This is a genomic window from Brenneria sp. g21c3 (assembly GCF_040240345.1).
Lineage (GTDB): Bacteria > Pseudomonadota > Gammaproteobacteria > Enterobacterales > Enterobacteriaceae > Brenneria.
Map to the genome: position 1 here is coordinate 129,266 of NZ_JBEIAB010000009.1, position 21,924 is coordinate 151,189.

Here is a 21,924-nt window from a genome sequence, read left to right on the forward strand (position 1 = left end):
TTATTCTCGCCGTCATAGTATATGACGGCACACTAATATATTAGATATTATGTTTAATCCAACAATCCACGCGAAACCTTACTCACCGTCTGACTGAAATTATATCGGTCAACAACATTCCCTTTGAACCAAATATCCAATGATTTCATATGGGCTGTGCTGCTGTTCTTCAGTAGAGCCAGACCGGGAATGTAGTTAGATATCTGGTTCTCACCTGACATGCTGGAATAGGACCACATCTCTTGGCCGTCATTGGTTGCCCGCGTTTGTGGCTCACCGAAAGCATTAATAATATCCTGCTGGGTAGTTTTTCCTTTAACTATCTTAGTTTTTACTGTTTGCTGGGTTTCATCTTTCAGGGATTTGTTGCCATAGGTAGTGCAAGCGGTAAGAGGCAGGATCACCAAAGCAGCGATAAACAGTTTTTTCATGTTAACTCCATATAAACAGTAAACGTAAAATCAGGCATAAAGAAGCCGGGGCCAGCGTTGTACCGCATCTGGCTATTCAAAAATTTGTGTTAATCAATGACGTAAAAAGCCGCATCAGAAGCCTATGAGTCTTTTTATCTAATCAGCTAGCGGCATCCTTCACTGCTGTTTTCCCTGATGTTGCATTAATAAAAGCTACGCTAAGGTCGTAAAACAGTGCTGGCTGTTGGTCATAGGGTTTGACGTTCTATCCCTATGAACCAAAGCGTAAATGCTCCTGTAGTTCTTCTGCTCACTTTATCCAGTAACGATTCATCTAGCAAGAAAATGATCGGTATAACAGATCGATAATTATATATTGATAGGTAATGACGATTAAAAATCGTTTATCGATCGGTGTTTTAATTAGTTTAATCGATCGAATAACTAGTTATGATAGATGATATCTATCATTATTTTGTTTTTGATCGTTATAAACGATATGACGACAGGGAAAAATAATTAAATTATATCAATTGGTTAAACAGGTTGTTTTGTTGGACTATGCCTTTCAAAGCTTGATGATGTCTCTACTGGCGTAGGCAAAACACCTAAGAACACGCATTGGTAATCATTCAGAAAGGGATGGAAAGATGAAGAAGATTTTACTCGTTGCTGGCACAGCTCTGGTTTTGGCGGGATGTGGTGAGAAAGGCGACTTTGAAAAAGCGATTAATGAGCAAATCAGCAAAGATGCTGTTTGCTATGGTTTTAGTTCAAAAGAAAGTAATAACAGCGCTTTTGAAAGATTTAATAATAAAGCCGTAGTAAGAGTAAATATCCGTAGCGGGGGAGAAGATCCGATCTTAACTGGTCTTAAAAATACTGGTCTATTAGATATTTCATACGAACAGGAGATGTTTAAACAAGTAGCAGTTTTATCTGCTACAGAGAAAGGACGTAAAGCGAAGTTTTGGGATAGTGGTAATGGTGCCTGTGTTGGTCATCGGGCTGTTGCAGAGGTTAAAAGCTGGACTGAACCCAGTGAGGGTAATGGCGTTAAAATGACGCAAGTGACCTATACGTGGAAACTAGACGGTATTCCGGGATGGGTTGATAAAGATGCCTTCTCAGGTGTGAAAGGTATGACTGAACCAGAAGAGGCCAAAATCGTTCTGGTGAAAACCAATAACGGCTGGGCCGCTCGGTAATTACAGGAAAAGATGCTATGAACACTATCTATTGGGCGTTTTTCATTGGGCTGCTGATGAACATACCATCATTGGCACCCGTGCTGTTTCTACATAAGATATCAAAGAAGGTTAAGGTATCGATGGCATTGAGGCTTTTTCTACTTAACGCCTTCTTGGTGCTATCGCTGGTGACGTTATCTCAGAATACCACGCAAAAATACGGGCTGTTCCCTGTATGGCTGGTCGTTGTTGCTATTGGGCTGTTTGTGGTCATGCTAATTCCAACCGTAAAATTTACTCGTAAGCATTTAACCGTCGGTAAAAGCCGGGTTGTTATACTTTCATCCTTTCTGATTGTCTACGCTATTAGATTTCATGGCGTGTTTTTAGATGTGAATGGCAGTGGATACACGCTTAATGGATACAATATGGTATGGACATTTTTCTTCTTGTTTGCCTGTCTGCTGGCTTATCTCGGTTGTGCTGGGGATAAAAATTACTCTGGTTCTTCTGCTCCATCATCGGATATACAACCAGATTATTTTAAACCGACCAAAGAGTACGAGACACAATCACAAATCGATTATGATATTGCTGTGAAGGGGCGAAGTGTTCTATCTGATCCAAATTTGAATATTGTTGAGCAACAGCGTTATCGGGAATTTATTGAAAAGCGAAATAATGATAACTGGTAATGCGACCTTCTCTGACAATTTTTTGTTCAGGCGAAGGATGTAACCATCATCCTCAGATACATACAAACCACATTCTAATGTACAGATGTGGTTTTTTTATAATCGGCAAGGGAATGATTTTATTATATAGTATTGTGATAATGTTGATATGTAGAAGGAGTTTAATATCTAGGTGGTTGTTGTAATGGAATCAGGCCGCATGAGGATTTTATCTTTATAGAATAAATACAACAAAAGTAATTACTATACTTGACTAAATGATTTTTGTTAATTACATATGTAATTATTAAATTAAATGTGATAAGATTTTCCCATTACTATATTAAGGCGCATTTATTCGTAAATATATAAGAGGTATTGTGTGAACATTTTTCATGTTTCTAAAGACAAACCACAGCATAAAAAATTCTTGATGTTGAAAGATGAAATTTACTATTCTAATGCCAAAGAAAAATTTAAATCACTTGCCGATGGTTTTTATGATAGAGATAAAAAATTCCAGATCGAATTTCAAACAACATTTCACTCATCCTTTTGGGAGGTTTTTATTCATGCTTTATTAAAAGAGCAAGGATTTACGATTAAAGAAAAATATGCAAGACCAGATTTTATTGTGGAGTCACCAGAAGAGATATACATAGAGGCTGTAGTCTCTAATATAAAAAATGATGGTGAAAAAGAGGATGGGAGAACTTTAAATGATGTTTTTAATAATTTAAAACGTTTTGAAAGTGATGATGAATTTTCAAAATTTATAGATGAATCAATTATCCGAAATTCTAATGCGATAGATATAAAGCTTAATAAATATAAAAACGAATATATAAAATGTGATTGGGTAGATGAAGATGTACCTTTTGTTATAGCACTATCGTCATATAATCAAATTAATTATGGTAAAGAATCTATTTTTTCGATGTTTGCTTTGTTATATGGATTTTATTTTTCTCCAGAAAACGATATCTATGTTATCAAAAAATCTATCATCAAAAAGAAAAGTAATGGTGAGGAAGTCGATATCCCATTAGGGATTTTTAATAATGAGAAGTTTTCTGATATTTCAGCCATTATATTTTCTCCGACAACAACACTCGGTAAATTGTCTGCTTTAAGCAAGTCCGATGGTTATGATCCTGCTTTTGTTATGAATGTTAGATATAATCACGAAGGAAAATACCTAATCCACAATGTATCGCCTGAGCATCCGGAATCCATTTATGATGGAATATATATATTTCATAATCCGTTAGCAAAAAATAAAATTAAAAATCAAAATATATTTAATGAAAAAATAATACAATTTAATCTAAATAAAAATAATCCTCGCGATCTTTTTCAAAACAACACATTAAATCTTCCTATAATGGCAAGGTTTTGTTATCCAGAGTGTCTTCTTACAGAAAATGATAAAGCATATCTCAATATGAGTGCAGCCGCAAGCTATAATAGGGTTGAGTTATCAGAGGTAATGGATATTCGAGATGTTGAAACAAATAATACAGATTCTAATCTTAGTAATAAAGTGGCAAAGAATAAAAAGAAAAGAAGGAAACTCACCAAAAAAGAAGCTAGAAATAGATTGAAAAATAAGAAAAAATAACCAAGATAAAAAGTGAAGGTGGGCTAGCTCTTTGGGGCTGGTTCATTTTACATGTATAAATCATTATCAAAGATACGCCATTTTTTCAAAGACGCTTCATTAGCTTCGGTTGCTACTCAAGCCAAGAAGTGTGATTTTTATATTTCAGAGAAAACATCTGATGTAATTATTCATTACAGATGGTATGATCTTACAACTAAGGAAAAACCAATAATACTATCTTTTGGTCTGAAATGCCGTAGATTCCCAAAACCAGACAATCACTCAATTATTTAATTTCTCGTGGTGGGCTTATCTGCTTTAACAAACTGATCAAATCCACCACAAATAAGTAGTATTATAATTTTTCAGTTATACTACTATGAATCTCTACCTCGAAATCCCGGCGGCACCAACCTTGAATAGTTGCTATTTCTCACCTGCTCGCGTGGAATAGATGGGGCGAGAATCTGATTCTTATCTGCTTCAGGTTTTTCCTGTTTAAGACGACTTGGAAAGCGTCTGACCTCATTAGGTGTTGGACTATAAGTGTCACTATTAAATCTGGCACGCCTTTCGTACTCAATTCGTGGCACATAGATCCCTTTGACCTCATCAAACACATAGTTTTCGGCAATACGTTTATCGTGGTCAGCATCAACGGAAACAGGAGCGGGTTTCTTCTTGGCCCAGACGAATTTCTCTTTTATATATTCCACCACCAGTAAAGTGAAACGTTTAAAGATACCATCCTGACGCGGTCTAACCTTTTTTACAGGAGCGCGTTTAACCATACTGGCAGTTGAAGATAATGGGGTTTTCAATTTGGTGCGTGTATGAGGCGCAGGGGCAACCAGAACAGGCTTTTGATCTTCTGATGATGCTGACTGTGAACCTGTCTCAGAGAACTCTGTTCGAGGTTGTATTTCAGGTAAGACGATTTCAACAGGTTCAGGAAGCTGCGACACGGTAAAGCTTCTGAGGTCAACAACGATCTGAAGATCCAAATCTTTGAAGACACTATATGTGGCCTGAGCTTCCTGTTTCATCTCATCGCGTACAGCCTGTTCAGCAGCACGTTTTTCCTGAACGCTTCGACTGTTCCATTTGGCACGATGAACACGTTGCATTGCCGGGCGGCTGGTTGCTGTTGCCTTGGCAAGCCATAGCGCCTTTTCTTCTGCATCCATTGTAATAGCAGCGTTTTCCAGTGCTTCACTGTGTTGGACTTCAATAGAACGGTGATCGATACGCTCATTGCTGCCAGCAGCAGTAAGATAGCGATTGGCAATCACTGACCATGATTCACGCCAGAGGATAACGTTTTTCTTGTCATTCCAGCTTCTTTCTTTTTTACCGAAGCCATCACCGGTTATCGGTTTTAATGTCAACATTACATGTGCATGGGGATTTCCACCATTGAGATCATGAAAAGCGATATCGGCAATCATCCCCTTATCAACGAAATTCTTCTGGCAGTATTCAACAACCAGTTTTATCTTGTCTTCATTGTTCAGTTCGCAAGGAATAGCAACATCAAAATAACGGGCTGTTTGACCGTCTTTCTGACGCTCAACCCTTTCAACTTCATTCCATAGGGTTGTTGAGCTTTCAATAATATGTGCAGGTGCGGAAGCTGGCGCTAATATCTGATGATGGAATAAATCTGTTCTGTGGCTGAAATCGTAGGTATTGCCTGTGCGATCATCTGTTATTCTGCAACGTGCATGGTAGGCAGCCTTCCTACAGGAAGACATACCCTCAGAACGTTTAACAATTTTAAACTCCAGATGAAAAATCGCCATATAACAAATACCCTCAAATATAACTATGCTGCTGTTAGTTTTTCGCCCGAAAAACTTTGGGTTGACCTTGATTTTGTTTTCCGTAGGAAAACGGTTTTGGTTTTAGCCTGCGGCAGGCAACCCCCGGTAGGGCCCACACGCTCACGAAGTGAGTGTATAAGTGGGCATTGTTTTTTTGAACAATGTAAAACCCTCTACTTAATTAATACGAAATATATTAATGACTGTAAAACAAAACGCCGAATTAAGCGGCGCAATCTGGATGAAAGGGCGAAGTATTCCGCGATATTACCCTGATGGGTTTTAGATAGCGTCCGAAGGACAAGAGAAGTGTTAATTTATCCCGCCGTAAGGCGGGAAAGACCTAAAACAAGAAAATAGTTGTCATAGCCGATAATTTTCCCTGTTGCACAATTCACAGATTAAAATAAAAAATCAGAATAAAATTTAACAGGTGAAAACAAAAGCACTAATTAACAAAAATAAGTAACGGGGAGAGGTCGGGGTTTTTAGCACCGTGTGATTTTTCATACTCTGTTTGTAAGTTTTATTTTTCATTCATCCTTGTCAGTTTTTTAATATCTGGTCTGATCTGTTTTTCGTAAGTGAGCCTAGTAAAATATATAACTCGGGAATTTTTTCATTATTTGTTCATTGATGTTATTGATATAAGCCATCCTTGGCATTCCTTATCGTTAATAAGATAACGTTAAAATTTATTTATTATGTATTCTAAGCCCACTTCTGATGCAGTAGATTAATATAAAAGAAACAATAGCTGAGATCCCTACTTTAATGAGAAAAACAATAGACTCAAAATTATTCATGGCTTGCTCACCATCGCCACTAATATTAATTTTGTTAATGATAAAATCACTGATGAACTTATCAGGAAGGATAAGTGTGATAGTAATCATCAGTACGATGAATAATAGAATATTGAATATTGTTTTCATTTCACATCACACTTACTGAAATCAGGGATACCCCTTACGTCAATTCTGCCGTAAGCCATTAATCCTTTTCCACCCGGAACTCGTACTTTCTTACGAGCAAGAAGCGATTTGCGTAGGATTTGAAAATCTGATGAGCGGTAAAGAGTGACGCATCCCCACGATACGCCTGTTCCGTCCGTGTTGAGTGGATGAAGCCGGAAACTACCGCGCCGCATACCATTGACAAAAACGTGATCACTCATTGTCTGAGAACTGAACAGCCCAAACCATTCTGAATGGTCACTCTTATAAAAATTAGACAGATCTATTATCTCAGCCCTGATGCGATTTAGTCGACTACCAGCAGGACGATCCACTATCCAATAGGTTCCCGGAGGGATAGCGGCTTTCTCAATATCAGAACAGTTTGGATTGTTGATGTAGTGCTCCACGCCGGACAACACATCAAAAACGCCAACTCCATAGCAGTTTAGTTTAACAACCTTCCCATTATGCGACAGGTTGTTATAGTCCATCATACAGATTTGCATTTGCCAATTATCCCTTTGTTCCCTAATGGGTGAGTCACATAGCTGCTAACAATCTTATGCTATTATAAGATTATGACTTACGCTTTAGGCCAATCAGTATAATCCGAAAATTATCTATGCGTGGCTTTTACCACGATTCATTTGTTCGTGTCTATTCTGATACTGATAAATTAACCATTGGAACAAAGTTTTCACATCAGGCTATACCCCATAACAATCACGAAGTATTTCCTAATTACGATAATTTGCCATTTCAATAAAAATAAAGTAGAGAATAACAGACGTGAAATAAAAGGAGAATAATATGAGGCTTGGTGAGTTGGATGAGACAGTATTAATTTTAATGACAATAAATGCTGTGGTTTGGGGGATAAATATTGGGTTGCTGAGTATGTGGATCATCAGATAAAAATATAATGTTCTATCCTGTTGAAAAATATTCAAAATGTGTTAATTAAATTGCACTGAATATTACAAGGAGAGGATATGCATAAAAATCACGATGAGGCCATTGATTGGGTAGCAAGACGATTAATTGAGGATGGTATCTACACCAATATTGAACAGGCATATGCTAAGGCAACGGATATCATCAACCAAAAGAGAGAAGAAGTTAGAAATAAACAGGAGCGGGATTATTTTCGTTTTCGCATTAGATCTATAAAGAAAAGAATAGCATCTGGATACGAATACGCAAATATTCCATACAAGCCGAAAAAACCGATAGTTAAGAATAAAAATTCAGATTCATTTTGGGATTGGGATACTGATGATAAATAAAACCATAAAAATATAAAGGAGAAAAATTATGACAACAAAAACAATCAAACAACAAATTGCTTCCGCGCAGGAACGCCTATATTTCTTGGAAGCTAAAAAGAAACAACAAACTAAAAAAGAGAATACTCGCCAGAAAATTATTTTCGGCGCAGAGGTTGCCAAAGTTTTAGGATGTGATATTGGTTATGTAGATAAAGAGTTAGTCTTTGGTGTTTTACTTAACATATCTAATCTTCATGAGAGTGATATTGAGGCATACAGAGCACAAGGGCAAGCTTATATCGAAAGTATTTTAAATAAATCCAAGCAGTAAATTTTCTCTTTTCACGTCCGAACGGTGAACCGACTTAAAAACAAGTTTTAAGTCGGTGAACTGTTTATGAATAAATATTTTTCTTCCGTATTATAAGGTATGATTTTTATTTATTCATCTGATTAATCATGCCAGCTTTCCCATCTTTTACGTAAATATTCAACAGATGGTTTTTTGCCATCGCTTCTTTTACGTAATTTTTTACCATTTAGATTCCAATATTCGGTGTTTTTAAGAGAGTCATCTAAAATTATTTTAAAGTTTTCAGGATCTATTTTTAATAGATTTCGGTCAAAAAGAATATGAATGTCTGCTCTTAGTAAAAGAGCATTTTCAGAATGGTTAATTCCGGATTCTGCATGACTAATGATATGTGCCGCTTCTAATACTTCTATGGTCTCGCATCCAGTAATAGAGCAGGATGCGCCGTAGACTTCAAGAAGTTTTCTTTTTAATAAAAGTTGACCTTTCCTCGTGCGCCTACGCTGAATTTCATATTCATTATTATCATTATCAGCTTCTTCACTATAAGAATAGTTATTATTAATTTCTAGGCCAAAAAAATCATGACCTTCAAATACTAAAGAAACTAAATTTAATAATTGTTTGGTTAGAATATCCCATGAAACATTAGATAAAAAGTAGAAACCGTTCTTCGGAGTGTTTATTCCTGATGAAAGTAACTCTTTTTGATTTTTAACTAAATCTATATATTCATGAGATAGTTTTACAGGTTCGTTAAGTTTTTTATTTACTACATCCAGAGTTGTTTTATTTTGTGGTGATTTAAGATGCCAATAATAACATTCATTATTATAAATTAGCATGGACAAATCTAATTCAAAAATATATCTCCCTTTATTATTAAAGAGTATGATGTAAAAAGGCATTGTTCCATCTCGCCATTTAGTATAACGAATTGAACAACCATTCCCTAGTTTTAGATATTGGTAGCAACCATTTTCATTTATATCGTTCAGTTCAGATCCAATAAATGCATCATGCAAATATTGCATAATTTCATAACCAATATTTTTGTGAATAGAGACAGCAGTGTTCATTGAAGCTCCTTATCAAATATTGTATGTGTAGTGCTTTTCAATTAGTAATATTAAAATTCAATCTCAAACTCTTCCAAAGTTTTACCACTTTCAAGCGCGGCAGTTATGGCTTTAGGTGTCCGCCCCTGACCAGTCCACGTTTTTTCATCGCCGTTTTCATCAATATATTTATATTTGGCAGGACGTGGTTCACGTTTAGCTTTTGCAGATTTGCTGGTAGAGACAGAGCCAAGCAGTTCAGCCGGATCGATACCATCTTCCAGTAGCTGGGCGCGTAAAGCTTCGATTTTGGCCTGACGCTCAGCCCGTTCTTTTTGACCACTTGCTTCTTCTTCACGGCGATCTTCAACAATGGCCGTAAGCTTTTCCAGCATTTCTTCCAGTGTTTCCAGATCGATTTCACGCGCCTGAGCACGCAGGGTACGAATATTATTTAATACTTTGAGGGCTTCACTCATTGGGCGTCATCCTGATGGAGAAATAAGTCATGGTTAGGTGGTATGTCAAAATTTGACAATTGGCAACGGAGAATTATATATCAATAGGACTAAGGAGGAAATAATGAAGAAGAAAAAATCAACTCGCAATCCCCTTGAAGACACGGCTATTTTAACGCGTTTGGCACGAAAAGCATCCAGAAAAGCGATTAAAGAGGCTTTTCTGGCTGGTGTGGCAATTCATTATATTGCTAAAGGGAAAATTGTCAGAGAATATCCTGATGGTAAGAAAGAGATTGTCAGTTAAAAATGTTTTATAAAATCATCATTTTTAATTGACTTCATGATAAATAGTGATATTTATGTTGATATAATAAACATTTTTTTAGTTTTTAAATCTCCATAAAAGGCAAAGACATCATCCTTTGCCTTTTTAATTTTATCATTACGTTAACCGTTCATCGGTAAAAAAGCCAAGTATCCGTTTTTTGCTCTTGTTCAATCAGGATTAATTGATTATCTCTTTTTTATCATTTAAATGACAAAGGAGATAAAAATGATCTTGTTGAAGAAAAGAAAAAGTAAAAAAGGGTTTTCCCTGCTTGAACTACTTTTAGTTCTTGGGATTATCGCAGCGTTAGTGGTTGCGGCATTTATTGTTTATCCAAAGGTTCAGTCCTCGCAAAGAGCCACAGCGGAAAGTAATAATATAGCGACAATTCAGGCCGGGGTAAAAGCACTTTATACGGCAGTATCCAGTTATTCCGGGCTAAATGAAACAGTCGCGGTTCAGGCAAAGATTTTTCCTGACAATATGTTAGTCAGCAGTAAGCCAGTTAATGCCTTTAAAGGCAACGTCTTGTTAGGCACATCAACCGATAGTCCTTCCGGCGTGGCTAACTCGGCATTTACCATTACCTATATTGGCGTTCCAGCATCCGAATGCACCAAAATAGTGTCCGGTGTTGGCGCTAACTTTTACAGCGTAGCGATTGGAACGGGCAGCACAGCGTTAACAACAGGAAATATTAGAAAAGCCAGCAGTGATATGAATATGGCGACGGTGGCGTCAACGTGTCAGTCTGGTGGAAACAGCAATACTATTACCTTTACATCATTATAAATAAAAGGGCGTTTGCCCTTTTATCAATTAATCTCTTATAGATATCTTGACCACTTTTTTATTTTTGCTAATTGATTAGTACGTGAAATAAAAAAGGACGATGAAAAAATGATTAAACATAAAAAAGGGTTTTCTTTACTGGAAATTATTCTGGTGTTAGGTATTGGTGCGGCAACGGCTTTCATGAAGTTTCAGGATATGAAAAACGATCAGGAAACAATCATAGCCAATACCGTTGGATCGCAAATGAAACAGATGGGGGAAGCAGTAAACCGTTATATCAGTATCCGCTATGACAAACTTTCAACTCTGTCTTCCAGTAGCAGTCAAACCAGCGATCCGGGACCAAGAACCTGTTCAGCCGCAGGCTGTGAAATCACGTACCAGACGTTGATTAATGAAGGCTTATTACCTGCTGGCAATAAAGGGGTTAACACGCAGAAGTCTTCTTACAAGATTTTGTTAAAGCGCTCTGGCACCTCACCTAACTATGTTGTTAATGGCCTAATCATAACGACATTACCGTGGATTGAGGGAAGCAGAGTTCGCTACGACCTGTTAGGCCGTGCCATGCAGGCCGCAGGGATTGACAGCGGTATGACGCAATCTGCAACTGTTGCATCAGGATCGGGTGGTCAGTGGACGGAAAACCAAAACAGCTACGCAGGGATCAATGCGGCGGGGCTGTTGGCTTATCGTGTTGGTTATGACAGTACGATGTATTCGGTTTACCTGCGTCGTGATGGGACATTGCCAATGACGGGCAATCTCAATATGGGTGGGAATGACATCAATAATGCTGGAGACATTACGGCATCGGGAACCACGACGGCCACAACATTAAAATCCACAGGCGCGACCAGCGTTGGAACCACGTTAACGGTCGCAGGTGCATCCAGTCTTAAAGGTGCAGCATCTTTAGGCTCAACATTAACCGTTGCCGGAGCTTCTACCTATACGGGAGTCATGACGGTTAACAACAATATCAACGCGTCAGGAACAATCACCGCAGGCGGTCAGCTCATTGGACATAACACTAATGGAGATAAATTTTCTATTGGTAGCGGGAATACAAACGCCTATGAATTTCGTCTGGATGCGGCCAAGCCGCTTACTATTTGGCGTAATGGTGGTGAAGCAGCAGAAGAAAGATTACTTGTCTCTGGTTCGCAACGAAATCTTGGAGATTTGAAAATCGTAGCCAGTGGCTCAACTACCGGTTCAATTACATCATCAGGAAATATTACATCCGGTGGCACAGTGGCCGCTCAGTATTTACAACCGACATCAACGGTGGTTGCCGGGGCAGCTTGTTCTGCTACAGGAGCAATTAGTAAAGACTCAACAGGGGCAATCCTTTCGTGTCAGTCAGGGACTTGGAAAGGGTTTTCAAAAACAAATAAGTTACAACCTCTCTATGTGGGAACCGTTCCGAATTGTAATAATAAAGTGGTATCCACTAATCCAACTCATTTGAACTGCTCTACGGAATTTATTGGTTATGCCATACTTCCTGATTAATTTGTTATTTTAAGTCTGCCATCTGTCAGTCATTATTTAAATTGATAGTGTAAAAGTATTGTTTTTATTTTTAATGGAGTTATATGTTTATTATCGTATAACTCTGGAGAGAATAAATGAAAGGTTTTAACTATAAAAAAGGATTGTTGTTATTCACATATTTATCTTACAGTGGTTTTGCTATCTCTGAAGATATGATATTTAAATCACCTGTGGGTAGCCTTTATTCACTTGAATATAACAACGAATACGTAGGCGCTAATGTATTAAAACTAACAATGACACATGTCTCTGATGATGCATGTGCAAAGCTTGCTCCTGAGTTAGCAGGGAAATATTTTGAAGTTCAGGTAAACAATCAATATGTGCCATTGACTCCGCCTGCATCAGGAACAACATGGAACCGAAATTATGTTGTTGCTGATAAGACTGCAGCGTTATGTCAATCAGGGAAAAATAACACCATTGTAGTGAATCATTTTATCTATCCAAAGACATATGCGTTATATAACGAAAATGGCGATATTGTGAACTCAGCAAGCGGTTCATCTGCCAAAGAAAATATTGTTAACAGTAATTATGAAATCTACAGGAAAACTATGCAGACCAGAGAGAACCATCAATTGTCGGTTAAATAAAGGAGCAATCTTATGAAGAATAAAAAAGGATACTCAATATTAGAAATGGTATTAACACTGGCTATCGTGTCCGGTGTGGCCTATGCGGTGTTGAGTTATTATCGCAGTGAAAAGAAAGACAGAGCAATAAGGGAAAACGCCCAACAGATTGAAACGATATTTAAGGCATCGGATTCCTATCTTATTGGTTTAAGATCTGATGGATCCAATCAGGATAGAAACAAGATCTCTATGCAGATCTTGAAAAATATGAATGCGTTGCCGATAAACCTCGGTGCGTTTACCAAACAGGAGATACTGGTTGATACGCTGCCTGCAGCGCAAGCACCAGAACCTGAAACGAATGAGGGTAGTAATCAACCAGAAGAGCCAGAAACCGTACCGGAAACCCCATCCATACGTGAAACCCCGATTGTTGATAACGTCTCTTTCCCTGATGAATGGCTGAAGAGCGATCCTGTGGTTATTGCTGATAACCCGGTTCCTGTTGAGACAATACCTGAGACGCCGGTAGAGACAACACCGGAGCCAAGTATACCAGTAGAGCCTGTTGAGGATGATACGACTACAGGTGCCGTTGAGAAGGAGATAGATGAAGCATTATCAAAAGAAAGCTACTTCCTTTGGAGTGATGGGGGAAAATACGATGGATATCAAATAACAATTGCTATGAAATTAACAGACGGCATTTTATATGTTCTACAAGGAAATGATAATCATAATCTCACTCCATTATTACATTCAGGAACTACCTACTTAAATTATAATGAAAAAATATCAAATATGTTGAAACAAACGCAGGTGGCGGATTTATCATATGGTTCTTCCCTATATACATCGACTACTGATTGTTCAAAACTGTCTAATAGCTATTATGATGAATGTGCGTATACATCTGATTATGCTTATCTAAATTATACTATTTATCATGCATTTAATATCCCTAAAGGATTAACCATAGATAAAGCTGCAAATAATTTAATCAACTATTGGGTAAATAATAACTTATCTTTGCTGAAAGCAGAAGTGAACAGTGGTGGTTATTCATGTAAAGTTCCAAATATAAAAACAAGAAATATTTTAACGGCAAATCCGAATAATGGTCTATGGCTGTCATATGAATTAGCTACAGATGGGATGTTGTATATCGTCTCTACAAGCAGTTCTTATTTGTCTTGTAACTCTAATAGCAATCGAACCATCACTAAAGTGGGTGATTATTGGTGAAATGTTTAAGAATAAATAATGTTGTTAACCAGTTTAATAAAATGATAAACATATTTGACAAACAAAAAATAATATATTATTTAACATGTGTCTTCAAAGATATTCACTTCAATGAAGTGTCTGATTGCTCCATATATGGAGAGTTTATTTACAGCCCAATGGGCTGATATCGTTGCCCCAAATGTGGGGCTAAGTATTCTATCCTATGGATAGTGCCTCAATGAGGCAGTAAAAGGGCTTAACGGCCCTTTTTGCGTTTCAGCTTATAATAAAAAGCTATTCAGAAATTAACTCACATCTTTTGTTTGGTAGGTTCGATATAGAACGTCGAGCCTTTCCTACAACACAAAAGACAGGATCTCTTTGGCTTGGGGATTTTCAATCTCAACAACGGCGTAAATTAATGCCCGGCACTGATCGATGATTTCTTCCAGTTCCAGCGGCGTGTTATCGAACATGATAAGCCTCCGCTGCTGGATGCTGATATGTGGCAAAAAAAGCAGTAGCCAGATGCAGATTTTCAGGAAGTGAATAGGTAAACTGACAGACAGCCATAGCGTTATCCTTCTAACGTTGTGGTTAGCCCCTGTCTGGTATTACCGTACCTTTCTGGGGCGAAACTGGTTTATAGGTAGTCCTGTATACAGGCGTGAACCTTATAGGCTGCAATTTAATCTCAGGTCTGTTACTAGTCAATTCAATTAGTTAACGCGAGATAAGAAAAGCCGCGCTAGGAAAATCTCTGTTCCCTCAAAATACGTATAACTTCAGATCCGTGTGAACCGGCGACTAAGCTAAGTGAGGTCAATAACCTTGCGCTTAGTATTAAATTCAATTTCGACTTTTTCGTTGGTTAATTTTTCTAGACAGTTCATCAAGTGAAATCATTGGTGTTGTTCTATGTATTATTCTATGGCAGTTTGAGCAAACTATCGCAAGATCAGATAGTTTAGTTATGGTAGCCCCATCTGATTTATGTAGCGGTATCAAGTGATGTACTTCGCAAAAACCATATCCATCCTCACCATAAAATTCAAAAAAATCAAAGTTGCATACTTCACACTTCAAATGTCCCTTCTCTGCTAAAATAATTCTTTTTTTCTCTTTAACGATTATTGAGTCTCGTTCTCTTCGTATATGTGATATAAATCGTGGGTTGCCTTCAATTCCCATAATTTCTTGGTCAACATCAGGTGTATGAATATTTTCGTCGGATTCAGAAATTAGCTTTCTTACTTTATTAACATATTTTTCACTTTCAGGGTTATTGGCATACCAAACATTACTTTGTCCTATTCCCCCCTTGACAGCTCTGGGAATTAAAGTGCTTCTATTATCAATATGTAATAAAAACGCATCCTTCCACAGAGCTTTTATTCTAAAAGTAGTTATACCATTTTTTTTATGTTTCGATGAAGGGGATATCAAGTCTTGTGGCTCACGGAATATTGTTGCATTCTTATACCAGCCAACAACAGCAGTACCACCAGAGTCAGGGCCAGCAAGCCAAACGACAGTCACACCATCAATTTTTTCATCACGTTTGTGGGCACCTAGTTTTTCTATTTTTATCTGGCCTGTTGGTTGTACATACCCATATACATATCCATCAGAGTTTGTAAAGTTACAAACTTCATGGCCTATGGATTTTTTGTTGTAGGCTCCACCTCGTTTGATTGAGTCACCATCAATTCCATCATATTTATCCATCCATCCAATATTACAAAATAAAATATTCATTATTTTTCTCCATGTTTATTAAGAACTAAATAAATAATAAGCGTGTACATAAAAAGAATTTTTCAGATCAACTTGAATAGGATTGTATCTATAGAAGTCCATTACAACTTCAGGATCTGGATGATTCCATGATTTAGATTTTCCGTATCTGTCTTTTTTAGATCTTTCGGGATTAGAACTAAACACACTAAAAATGGGGCATATTTCATTTGCAATACCGTGAAACCAGTTATTTTTTGAACCGTGATGCATTATTTGAAAGGATAATATATTATTCATTCTTTTTTCTGTAATTGAATTTTTAAGTGCTTCGAATCTGTGTTGAGTATTTAAATATCCATCACCAGTAAATAGGAATCCTGATTTTGGGTTTGATGAGTACTGGTAAACCATATCGTGATTTTTTACGCATGTGGATGAGCACGAATGGGTATATATTTCTTCGAGACTACTTTTTATATCTGTTGGCCCAGAGTACATAAACAAGGAGATCATATTTCTTTCTTCTTTGTTTGTGTATTTTTCTTCATACTTTTCTTTTATTTTTTTTATTGTTTTTTTGTCTTTATTTATTTCTATACATAATTTTTTTATCTCTTCTATTGTTGTTTTATCGAGACGTCTTTTCATGGCTTCGTCATTATAAAATACAAACTCCCACCTGATAATATCTTTTTCAATCAAAACACCTCCATTCTTCCTTAATTTAACATTAGATGAGTTAAATAAATCACTTTCGTTTTCATGAGGGGGGATGTATTGTGATTCATTGGTGGGGGAGATATTTTCTCCGTTAAAGTCGATCAGTTGTGAATCTATGTACTCTATCTGAATTTCTTTGTTTTCTGATATTCCATTAATATATTGGGTAGGGTTTATATAAAAATCAATATACTTTCCAGTAATACCAACTTTTTGCTCTAATGCTAATAGAATTCTTTTCCAAAGTGGGATGTATGGAAGTATTACTTTATTTACTTTAAATGTTTTGAGTAATGACTCACATCCGTTTATATGATCTCTATCAAAATGAGAAATAACTAGCATATCTATAACGATAGGTTCATTTCTTTGTTTAAATATATTTTTAATTTTCCTCTCTAATAGTAATTTACCTGACTTTGAACTTGATCCACAATCATAAACCCATTTGAAAGATCTTTCATTTGAAGTTATTTCTCCAGAAATAAATAGTCCTTGACCTACACCATGATATGTTACTTCCGATAATAGCAATGTCATTTTATTTTTATTCCATCATGAAAAGTTTGGTAGAAGAGTTAAATTATGCTAACACTAGCTCTTGATTAATCAAGCCATCCTTGGCTGCAAATCTATCCCTTCTGCGCAAACTCAAACGGCCTAACCATCCCGTCGCTGTTAGCATCCAGAAAATCAGCCCACCATTGCAGCATCAGGCGACGCTGTTCAAGATGTTTAGCCTTGTGGGTATAGGCAGCGCGAACGTTGTTCTTTTCCATGTGGCTCATCTGGAGTTCAACCAAATCTTCCGGCCAGATACCCGATTCAATTAAGGCACTGCATGCCAGCGTTCGGAAGCCATGACCACACAAATCGGTTTTGGTGTCATAGCCCATTTTGCGTAGTGCCTTGTTGATGGTGTTCTCACTCATTTACTTGTATCCGCAAGTTTAGGCAGTCCCTCTTGCCATTCCTTTGGCTTCTTGTTGATGATATTTTTCTCAAACCACTGAAACCAAACAGGCCAAGCCTTATCGACCTTTTTCTGAAAGGCTTTTGGTTGGTAAGTTGCCAGAATCTTTGACATTACCATACTGAGGCTATGACCTAACATCAGGTCTACAATAATGGGATCAATTCCCGCCTCGTTGCTCATCATTGATGCCGTACTGCGTCTCAGATCGTGAGTCGTAAAATCATTTCCTACCGTTTCTCGTAGCCTGACAGCGGAATGTGACATCGTGGTATGTCCGATATGTGTCCATATCTGTTTGCTAAGGTTATGCTTTGTCCAAGACCATTCTTCTAACAGACTGATCAGGTAGTCAGGAAGAGGGTATACACGCTCCTGTTTTGTTTTGGTGCGTTCTGCGGGTAAGGTCCATGTTTTAGCCTTTAAATCTATTTCAGGCCATACCAGCTTTGCTGATTCCGACTTGCGAGTACCAAAGACCATAATAAAGCGCATCGCTGCATGAGAAGGGGTGTTACCCAAGGAATGCCAGAGTATGCGGTATTGTTCTGCCTGTAGATGGTTATCACGTATTTTACCTATTACAGCAGCAACTTTTTTTCTGTCATGGATCTCTGACAATTTTTGCGGAACATACACGGGTTGTCCCGGTTGTTGCCCCTGTATGCCATGCACCTGAAAGGCATATAACATCACCATTTTAATTATCTGACACATACGATGAGAAGCGTTGCTGACCCCCATCGCCAAAATATGAGAATAGATATGGTGGTAAGTAAGCTGCTCAGGGTCTACGTTATGCAGGGCTTTACCATGTTTATTCCAGATCGCCCGTCTTCCCGGTTTTGACGGTTTAGCGCATTTTACTTCCAGCCACTCCTGAACCAGACCATCCATAGTGGTGGGTTTTCCGGTGAGTGTTTTGCTGGGTGCAAAGCCTTGTCTGGTTTTTTGTACCTGTTGCAAATGCCATTTTCTGGCATCTTCCAGACTGTAGGCTGGATAGGTGCCTAAAGTAACATCATTGCTACCTACAATATAACGCCAGCTTTTTGTTATCACGCCTGATGGATTTCTTCGGGCAGCAAAGTACAATCCTGTTAATCCGTTGTTGAAGACGATTTCTTTCTTCATTGTCTTACCATCGGGGATGGTGAAACGCTGGATGTCAGTTTTAGTTTTGAGCATTGGCATTATCCGATTTTTTCACGTCCCTAGTATGTACCTAAAATGCACCGAGATGAATAGAAATCTTATGAGACATAATGAACTATTATCTCATTGTTTTATTGCTACTATTTAACTTTGTTAGATGTTCTGAGACACTAGCTTTCTATTTGATCTGGATAATGCCAGCGTAGGGAAGTCTCGGTATGCCAACCAACCGGTTACCGCCTTCTTGAACGCCGGTTGGGGGAATGATGAACACTCGACCTGTCGATTTACCGGCTGCCCGCGCGGCGGCATCGTTAACGCAATTTCATGCGTTGTCTCCTTTAGTACACTGCCTGACCAATGACGTGGTGCAATCGTTTACCGCCAACGTGTTGCTGGCGCTTAACGCGTCGCCGGCGATGGTGGTGGATCCGGAGGAAGCCGCGCAGTTCAGCGCATTAGCCGATGCGCTGCTGATCAATATCGGTACGTTGGAACGCGATAGCGCCGCGGCGATGCGGACGGCGATTAACAGCGCCAATCAGTCTGGCACGCCCTGGGTGCTCGATCCGGTGGCGGTCGGCGGGCTGACTTTTCGTACCGATTTCGCCCGCGAGCTGCTGACATTAAAACCGGCGGCTATCCGGGGCAATGCGTCGGAGATCATGGCGCTGGCCGGGCTGAATGCGCAGGGGCGCGGCGTTGATAGCACCAACGATTCATTGACCGCGCTGCCCGCCGCCCGCGAGCTGGCCGGCCGCCTCTCCACCATCGTCGCGGTGACGGGCGAAGTGGATTATGTAACGGATGGCTCTCATGACTGGGCGGTGAGCGGCGGGGATAAAATCATGACCCGCGTGGTGGGTACCGGTTGTGCGTTATCCGCCGTGGTCGCCGCTTTCTGCGTGCTGGACGGCGATCGCGCGCAACATGTGGCGGCGGCCTGTTATGTCATGGCGCTGGCGGGGAAACGGGCCGCCGCGCAATCTCATGGGCCGGGCAGTTTTACGCCGGCCTTTCTTGACCATCTCTATCGTCTGCGTGCGGAGGATCTGGCATGAAACCACGTATTAATGCATTAACCATCGCCGGCACCGACCCCAGCGGCGGCGCGGGGATCCAGGCCGATTTGAAAACGTTTTCCGCGCTGGGGGCTTACGGCGCCTCGGTGATTACCGCGCTGGTGGCGCAAAATACCCGCGGCGTTCAGTCCGTCTATCAGATTGAACCGGCTTTTGTGGCGGCCCAGTTGGATTCCGTGCTGAGCGACGTGCGTATCGACAGCGCCAAGATTGGCATGCTGGCGCAGGCTGAAATCGTCGAGGCGGTGGCCGAGCGCTTGCGCCACTACGCCATCCCTTATGTGGTGCTGGACACGGTGATGCTGGCGAAAAGCGGCGATCCGCTGTTATCGCCCGATGCGGTGGAGTCGATTCGGCGCTTACTGTTGCCCCATGTTTCGCTGATTACCCCTAATCTACCGGAAGCCGCCGCCTTGCTGGATTGTTCGCCGGCCGCCAACGAACAGGAGATGCGCGATCAGGGACAGGCGCTGTTGGCCCTGGGATGTCAGGCGGTATTGATGAAAGGCGGACATTTAAGCGAGGAGGAAAGCCCGGACTGGTTGTTTAGCCAACAGGCTCAGCCGCTGCGTTTCACCGCGCCGCGCGTCAACACCCGACATACCCACGGCACCGGGTGTACCCTGTCCGCCGCGCTGGCGGCTTTGCGCCCGCGTCATGCTGACTGGGCGGCGACGGTCGCGGCGGCGAAAAATTATCTGCAAAAAGCGCTTGAGCAGGCCGATTCGCTGGAAGTGGGGCAGGGTATTGGGCCGGTGCATCATTTTCATGCCTGGTGGTGATTCGCAATCGGCGAGGTTTTTATCTGATTGTCCGGTCGCGCCCGAATCCGCGCGCCGGACAAGTTCCGGCGGGTTAGGCGATGGTGATGCTCTTATCAAGATAGGTGTCCTGCACGGCGTTGATCAGCGCCACCCCTTCCGGCATGGATTTTTTAAACGCCTTGCGGCCGAGAATTAACCCCATGCCGCCCGCGCGTTTATTGATCACCGCGGTACGCACCGACTCCTGTAAATCGTTATCGCCGGCGGCGCCGCCGGAGTTGATCAGCCCGGCGCGCCCCAGATAGCAGTTGGCCAACTGGTAACGCACCAGATCGATCGGGTGATCGGTGGTGAGTTTGTCATAGACGCGATCGTCGGTATAACCGAATTTGATGGCGCGATAGCCGCCGTTGTTTTCCGCCATTTTCTGCTTCACGATATCCGCGCCGATAGTGGCGGCAAGATGGTTGGCCTGTCCGGTAAGGTCGGCGCTGGCGTGGTAGTCAACCCCGTCCTTCTTGAACGCCGGATTGCGCAAATAAGCCCACAGCACGGTGACCAAACCCAGTTCGTGCGCGCGTTCGAACGCGCTTGAGATCTCTTCGATCTGACGGCGCGACTGCTCGGAGCCGAAATAGATGGTGGCGCCCACCGCGACCGCCCCCAGATTGAACGCCTGCTCGACGCTGGCGTACAGCGTTTGATCGTACTGGGTCGGGTAGCTCAGGGTTTCATTGTGATTGAGTTTGACCAGAAACGGGATCTTGTGCGCATAGCGGCGCGAAACCGCGGCCAGCACGCCGTAGGTGGACGCCACGCAGTTGCAGCCCGCTTCGATCGCCAGTTCGACGATATTTTTCGGATCGAAATAGAGCGGGTTGGCGGCGAAAGAGGCGCCGGCGGAGTGCTCAACGCCCTGATCGACCGGTAAGATCGACAGATAGCCGGTGCCGGCCAGTCGGCCGTGGTTGAACAGCGTCTGCATTGAACGCAGCACGCTGTTGGGGCGATTATTATCGATCATCACCCGATCGACGAAGTCGGCGCCCGGTAAGTAGAGATTTTCAGCAGGGATGGTGGTACAGCGGTGTTGCAACAGATCTTCCGCTTCCTTACCTAATAACTGCGCAATATCAGTCATGGTTAACTCCTGGTTTGGCTTTTCCTTATCGCCGTCTCAGGTGATTGAGCTTGTTATTCTGGGGGCGAGACCGTTAAGAGTCCTACATCTTGCCCCAGG

General features: G+C 40.6%; 21 protein-coding genes and 1 pseudogene. 12 read left to right on the forward strand and 10 right to left on the reverse strand.

Features of this window, described 5'->3' with window-relative positions:
• Window positions 1-53: 53 nt before the first annotated feature.
• Window positions 54-431: an SEN1984 family lipoprotein gene (locus ABRZ28_RS14975; protein ID WP_330520709.1), complete on the reverse strand. Its 378-nt coding sequence runs from the start codon at window positions 429-431 to the stop codon at window positions 54-56.
• Window positions 432-1,063: 632 nt separating this feature from the next.
• Here ABRZ28_RS14975 and ABRZ28_RS14980 point away from each other — a divergent pair.
• From ABRZ28_RS14980 to ABRZ28_RS14990, 3 genes are all read left to right on the forward strand, one after another.
• Complete coding sequence (locus tag ABRZ28_RS14980; protein ID WP_330520711.1) at window positions 1,064-1,621, forward strand: membrane lipoprotein lipid attachment site-containing protein; 558 nt, start codon at window positions 1,064-1,066, stop codon at window positions 1,619-1,621.
• A 17-nt stretch (window positions 1,622-1,638) separates the two neighbouring features.
• Window positions 1,639-2,298 carry a hypothetical protein gene (locus ABRZ28_RS14985; RefSeq protein ID WP_330520712.1) on the forward strand — a complete coding sequence of 220 codons (660 nt, stop codon included), beginning with the start codon at window positions 1,639-1,641 and terminating at the stop codon, window positions 2,296-2,298.
• Between the two features lie 361 nt (window positions 2,299-2,659).
• Complete coding sequence (locus ABRZ28_RS14990; RefSeq protein ID WP_330520713.1) at window positions 2,660-3,898, forward strand: hypothetical protein; 1,239 nt, start codon at window positions 2,660-2,662, stop codon at window positions 3,896-3,898.
• Between the two features lie 359 nt (window positions 3,899-4,257).
• Here the strand turns inward: ABRZ28_RS14990 and mobQ are convergent, their stop codons facing one another.
• Both mobQ and ABRZ28_RS15000 read right to left on the reverse strand, forming a co-directional pair.
• A complete protein-coding gene (gene mobQ, locus ABRZ28_RS14995) occupies window positions 4,258-5,682 on the reverse strand; it encodes a MobQ family relaxase (protein WP_330520715.1) in 1,425 nt (474 codons plus the stop codon).
• 952 nt (window positions 5,683-6,634) lie between these two features.
• Window positions 6,635-7,156: a DUF2778 domain-containing protein gene (locus ABRZ28_RS15000; RefSeq protein WP_330520716.1), complete on the reverse strand. Its 522-nt coding sequence runs from the start codon at window positions 7,154-7,156 to the stop codon at window positions 6,635-6,637.
• Between the two features lie 498 nt (window positions 7,157-7,654).
• Here ABRZ28_RS15000 and ABRZ28_RS15005 point away from each other — a divergent pair, with 498 nt between their 5' ends.
• Window positions 7,655-7,948, forward strand: coding sequence for a hypothetical protein (locus ABRZ28_RS15005; RefSeq protein WP_330520717.1), 294 nt, complete (start codon window positions 7,655-7,657; stop codon window positions 7,946-7,948).
• A gap of 28 nt (window positions 7,949-7,976) precedes the next feature.
• Window positions 7,977-8,261: a conjugal transfer protein TraD gene (locus ABRZ28_RS15010; protein ID WP_330520718.1), complete on the forward strand. Its 285-nt coding sequence runs from the start codon at window positions 7,977-7,979 to the stop codon at window positions 8,259-8,261.
• A gap of 122 nt (window positions 8,262-8,383) precedes the next feature.
• Here the strand turns inward: ABRZ28_RS15010 and ABRZ28_RS15015 are convergent, their stop codons facing one another.
• Window positions 8,384-9,322, reverse strand: coding sequence for an HNH endonuclease (locus ABRZ28_RS15015; protein WP_330520719.1), 939 nt, complete (start codon window positions 9,320-9,322; stop codon window positions 8,384-8,386).
• 50 nt (window positions 9,323-9,372) lie between these two features.
• Window positions 9,373-9,780, reverse strand: a complete 408-nt coding sequence (locus ABRZ28_RS15020) for an H-NS family histone-like protein (RefSeq protein WP_330520720.1) — start codon at window positions 9,778-9,780, stop codon at window positions 9,373-9,375.
• A 103-nt stretch (window positions 9,781-9,883) separates the two neighbouring features.
• Between ABRZ28_RS15020 and ABRZ28_RS15025 the strand changes: the two genes are divergently transcribed.
• The 5 genes from ABRZ28_RS15025 (at window position 9,884) to ABRZ28_RS15045 (ending at window position 14,268) form a co-directional block, all read left to right on the forward strand.
• Window positions 9,884-10,066 (forward strand): hypothetical protein, encoded by a 183-nt coding sequence (locus tag ABRZ28_RS15025; protein WP_330520721.1) that lies wholly within the window; start codon window positions 9,884-9,886, stop codon window positions 10,064-10,066.
• A 249-nt stretch (window positions 10,067-10,315) separates the two neighbouring features.
• Window positions 10,316-10,882, forward strand: coding sequence for a type 4 pilus major pilin (locus ABRZ28_RS15030; RefSeq protein ID WP_150433892.1), 567 nt, complete (start codon window positions 10,316-10,318; stop codon window positions 10,880-10,882).
• A 108-nt stretch (window positions 10,883-10,990) separates the two neighbouring features.
• Window positions 10,991-12,403, forward strand: coding sequence for a shufflon system plasmid conjugative transfer pilus tip adhesin PilV (gene pilV / locus ABRZ28_RS15035; RefSeq protein ID WP_330520723.1), 1,413 nt, complete (start codon window positions 10,991-10,993; stop codon window positions 12,401-12,403).
• Between the two features lie 116 nt (window positions 12,404-12,519).
• On the forward strand, window positions 12,520-13,041 hold the full coding sequence (locus tag ABRZ28_RS15040; protein ID WP_330520724.1) for a hypothetical protein: 522 nt from the start codon (window positions 12,520-12,522) through the stop codon (window positions 13,039-13,041).
• Window positions 13,042-13,053: 12 nt separating this feature from the next.
• Window positions 13,054-14,268, forward strand: a complete 1,215-nt coding sequence (locus ABRZ28_RS15045) for a hypothetical protein (protein ID WP_330520725.1) — start codon at window positions 13,054-13,056, stop codon at window positions 14,266-14,268.
• Window positions 14,269-15,099: 831 nt separating this feature from the next.
• Here ABRZ28_RS15045 and ABRZ28_RS15050 read toward each other — a convergent pair.
• From ABRZ28_RS15050 to ABRZ28_RS15065, 4 genes and pseudogenes are all read right to left on the reverse strand, one after another.
• Window positions 15,100-16,008 (reverse strand): HNH endonuclease, encoded by a 909-nt coding sequence (locus ABRZ28_RS15050; RefSeq protein WP_102118743.1) that lies wholly within the window; start codon window positions 16,006-16,008, stop codon window positions 15,100-15,102.
• Window positions 16,009-16,026: 18 nt separating this feature from the next.
• Window positions 16,027-17,250 (reverse strand): ComEC/Rec2 family competence protein, encoded by a 1,224-nt coding sequence (locus ABRZ28_RS15055; RefSeq protein WP_330520729.1) that lies wholly within the window; start codon window positions 17,248-17,250, stop codon window positions 16,027-16,029.
• A gap of 92 nt (window positions 17,251-17,342) precedes the next feature.
• Window positions 17,343-17,642 (reverse strand): annotated as a pseudogene (locus ABRZ28_RS15060) (tyrosine-type recombinase/integrase); the annotation flags it as partial.
• Window positions 17,639-18,877 carry a tyrosine-type recombinase/integrase gene (locus ABRZ28_RS15065; RefSeq protein ID WP_419721089.1) on the reverse strand — a complete coding sequence of 413 codons (1,239 nt, stop codon included), beginning with the start codon at window positions 18,875-18,877 and terminating at the stop codon, window positions 17,639-17,641. The gene ABRZ28_RS15065 and the pseudogene ABRZ28_RS15060, both read right to left, overlap by 4 nt.
• Window positions 18,878-19,104: 227 nt before the next feature.
• Between ABRZ28_RS15065 and thiM the strand changes: the two genes are divergently transcribed.
• On the forward strand, window positions 19,105-19,899 hold the full coding sequence (gene thiM / locus ABRZ28_RS15070) for a hydroxyethylthiazole kinase (RefSeq protein ID WP_330520762.1): 795 nt from the start codon (window positions 19,105-19,107) through the stop codon (window positions 19,897-19,899).
• Window positions 19,896-20,702 carry a bifunctional hydroxymethylpyrimidine kinase/phosphomethylpyrimidine kinase gene (thiD, locus tag ABRZ28_RS15075; protein WP_319605344.1) on the forward strand — a complete coding sequence of 269 codons (807 nt, stop codon included), beginning with the start codon at window positions 19,896-19,898 and terminating at the stop codon, window positions 20,700-20,702. The genes thiM and thiD overlap by 4 nt, the downstream gene beginning before the upstream one ends.
• Window positions 20,703-20,775: 73 nt before the next feature.
• Here thiD and fbaB read toward each other — a convergent pair whose 3' ends face one another.
• Window positions 20,776-21,825 carry a class I fructose-bisphosphate aldolase gene (gene fbaB, locus ABRZ28_RS15080; RefSeq protein ID WP_319605345.1) on the reverse strand — a complete coding sequence of 350 codons (1,050 nt, stop codon included), beginning with the start codon at window positions 21,823-21,825 and terminating at the stop codon, window positions 20,776-20,778.
• Window positions 21,826-21,924: the final 99 nt, after the last annotated feature.

Excerpts from the sequence above, each read along its gene's own strand:
- ABRZ28_RS14975 (WP_330520709.1), bottom strand. The coding sequence starts at position 431 with ATGAAAAAACTGTTTATCGCTGCTTTGGTGATCCTGCCTCTTACCGCT.
- ABRZ28_RS14980 (WP_330520711.1), top strand. The coding sequence starts at position 1,064 with ATGAAGAAGATTTTACTCGTTGCTGGCACAGCTCTGGTTTTGGCGGGA.
- ABRZ28_RS14985 (WP_330520712.1), top strand. The coding sequence starts at position 1,639 with ATGAACACTATCTATTGGGCGTTTTTCATTGGGCTGCTGATGAACATA.
- mobQ (WP_330520715.1), bottom strand. The coding sequence starts at position 5,682 with ATGGCGATTTTTCATCTGGAGTTTAAAATTGTTAAACGTTCTGAGGGT.
- ABRZ28_RS15000 (WP_330520716.1), bottom strand. The coding sequence starts at position 7,156 with ATGATGGACTATAACAACCTGTCGCATAATGGGAAGGTTGTTAAACTA.
- ABRZ28_RS15005 (WP_330520717.1), top strand. The coding sequence starts at position 7,655 with ATGCATAAAAATCACGATGAGGCCATTGATTGGGTAGCAAGACGATTA.
- ABRZ28_RS15010 (WP_330520718.1), top strand. The coding sequence starts at position 7,977 with ATGACAACAAAAACAATCAAACAACAAATTGCTTCCGCGCAGGAACGC.
- ABRZ28_RS15015 (WP_330520719.1), bottom strand. The coding sequence starts at position 9,322 with ATGAACACTGCTGTCTCTATTCACAAAAATATTGGTTATGAAATTATG.
- ABRZ28_RS15020 (WP_330520720.1), bottom strand. The coding sequence starts at position 9,780 with ATGAGTGAAGCCCTCAAAGTATTAAATAATATTCGTACCCTGCGTGCT.
- ABRZ28_RS15025 (WP_330520721.1), top strand. The coding sequence starts at position 9,884 with ATGAAGAAGAAAAAATCAACTCGCAATCCCCTTGAAGACACGGCTATT.
- ABRZ28_RS15030 (WP_150433892.1), top strand. The coding sequence starts at position 10,316 with ATGATCTTGTTGAAGAAAAGAAAAAGTAAAAAAGGGTTTTCCCTGCTT.
- pilV (WP_330520723.1), top strand. The coding sequence starts at position 10,991 with ATGATTAAACATAAAAAAGGGTTTTCTTTACTGGAAATTATTCTGGTG.
- ABRZ28_RS15040 (WP_330520724.1), top strand. The coding sequence starts at position 12,520 with ATGAAAGGTTTTAACTATAAAAAAGGATTGTTGTTATTCACATATTTA.
- ABRZ28_RS15045 (WP_330520725.1), top strand. The coding sequence starts at position 13,054 with ATGAAGAATAAAAAAGGATACTCAATATTAGAAATGGTATTAACACTG.
- ABRZ28_RS15050 (WP_102118743.1), bottom strand. The coding sequence starts at position 16,008 with ATGAATATTTTATTTTGTAATATTGGATGGATGGATAAATATGATGGA.
- ABRZ28_RS15055 (WP_330520729.1), bottom strand. The coding sequence starts at position 17,250 with ATGACATTGCTATTATCGGAAGTAACATATCATGGTGTAGGTCAAGGA.
- ABRZ28_RS15065 (WP_419721089.1), bottom strand. The coding sequence starts at position 18,877 with ATGCCAATGCTCAAAACTAAAACTGACATCCAGCGTTTCACCATCCCC.
- thiM (WP_330520762.1), top strand. The coding sequence starts at position 19,105 with ATGAACACTCGACCTGTCGATTTACCGGCTGCCCGCGCGGCGGCATCG.
- thiD (WP_319605344.1), top strand. The coding sequence starts at position 19,896 with ATGAAACCACGTATTAATGCATTAACCATCGCCGGCACCGACCCCAGC.
- fbaB (WP_319605345.1), bottom strand. The coding sequence starts at position 21,825 with ATGACTGATATTGCGCAGTTATTAGGTAAGGAAGCGGAAGATCTGTTG.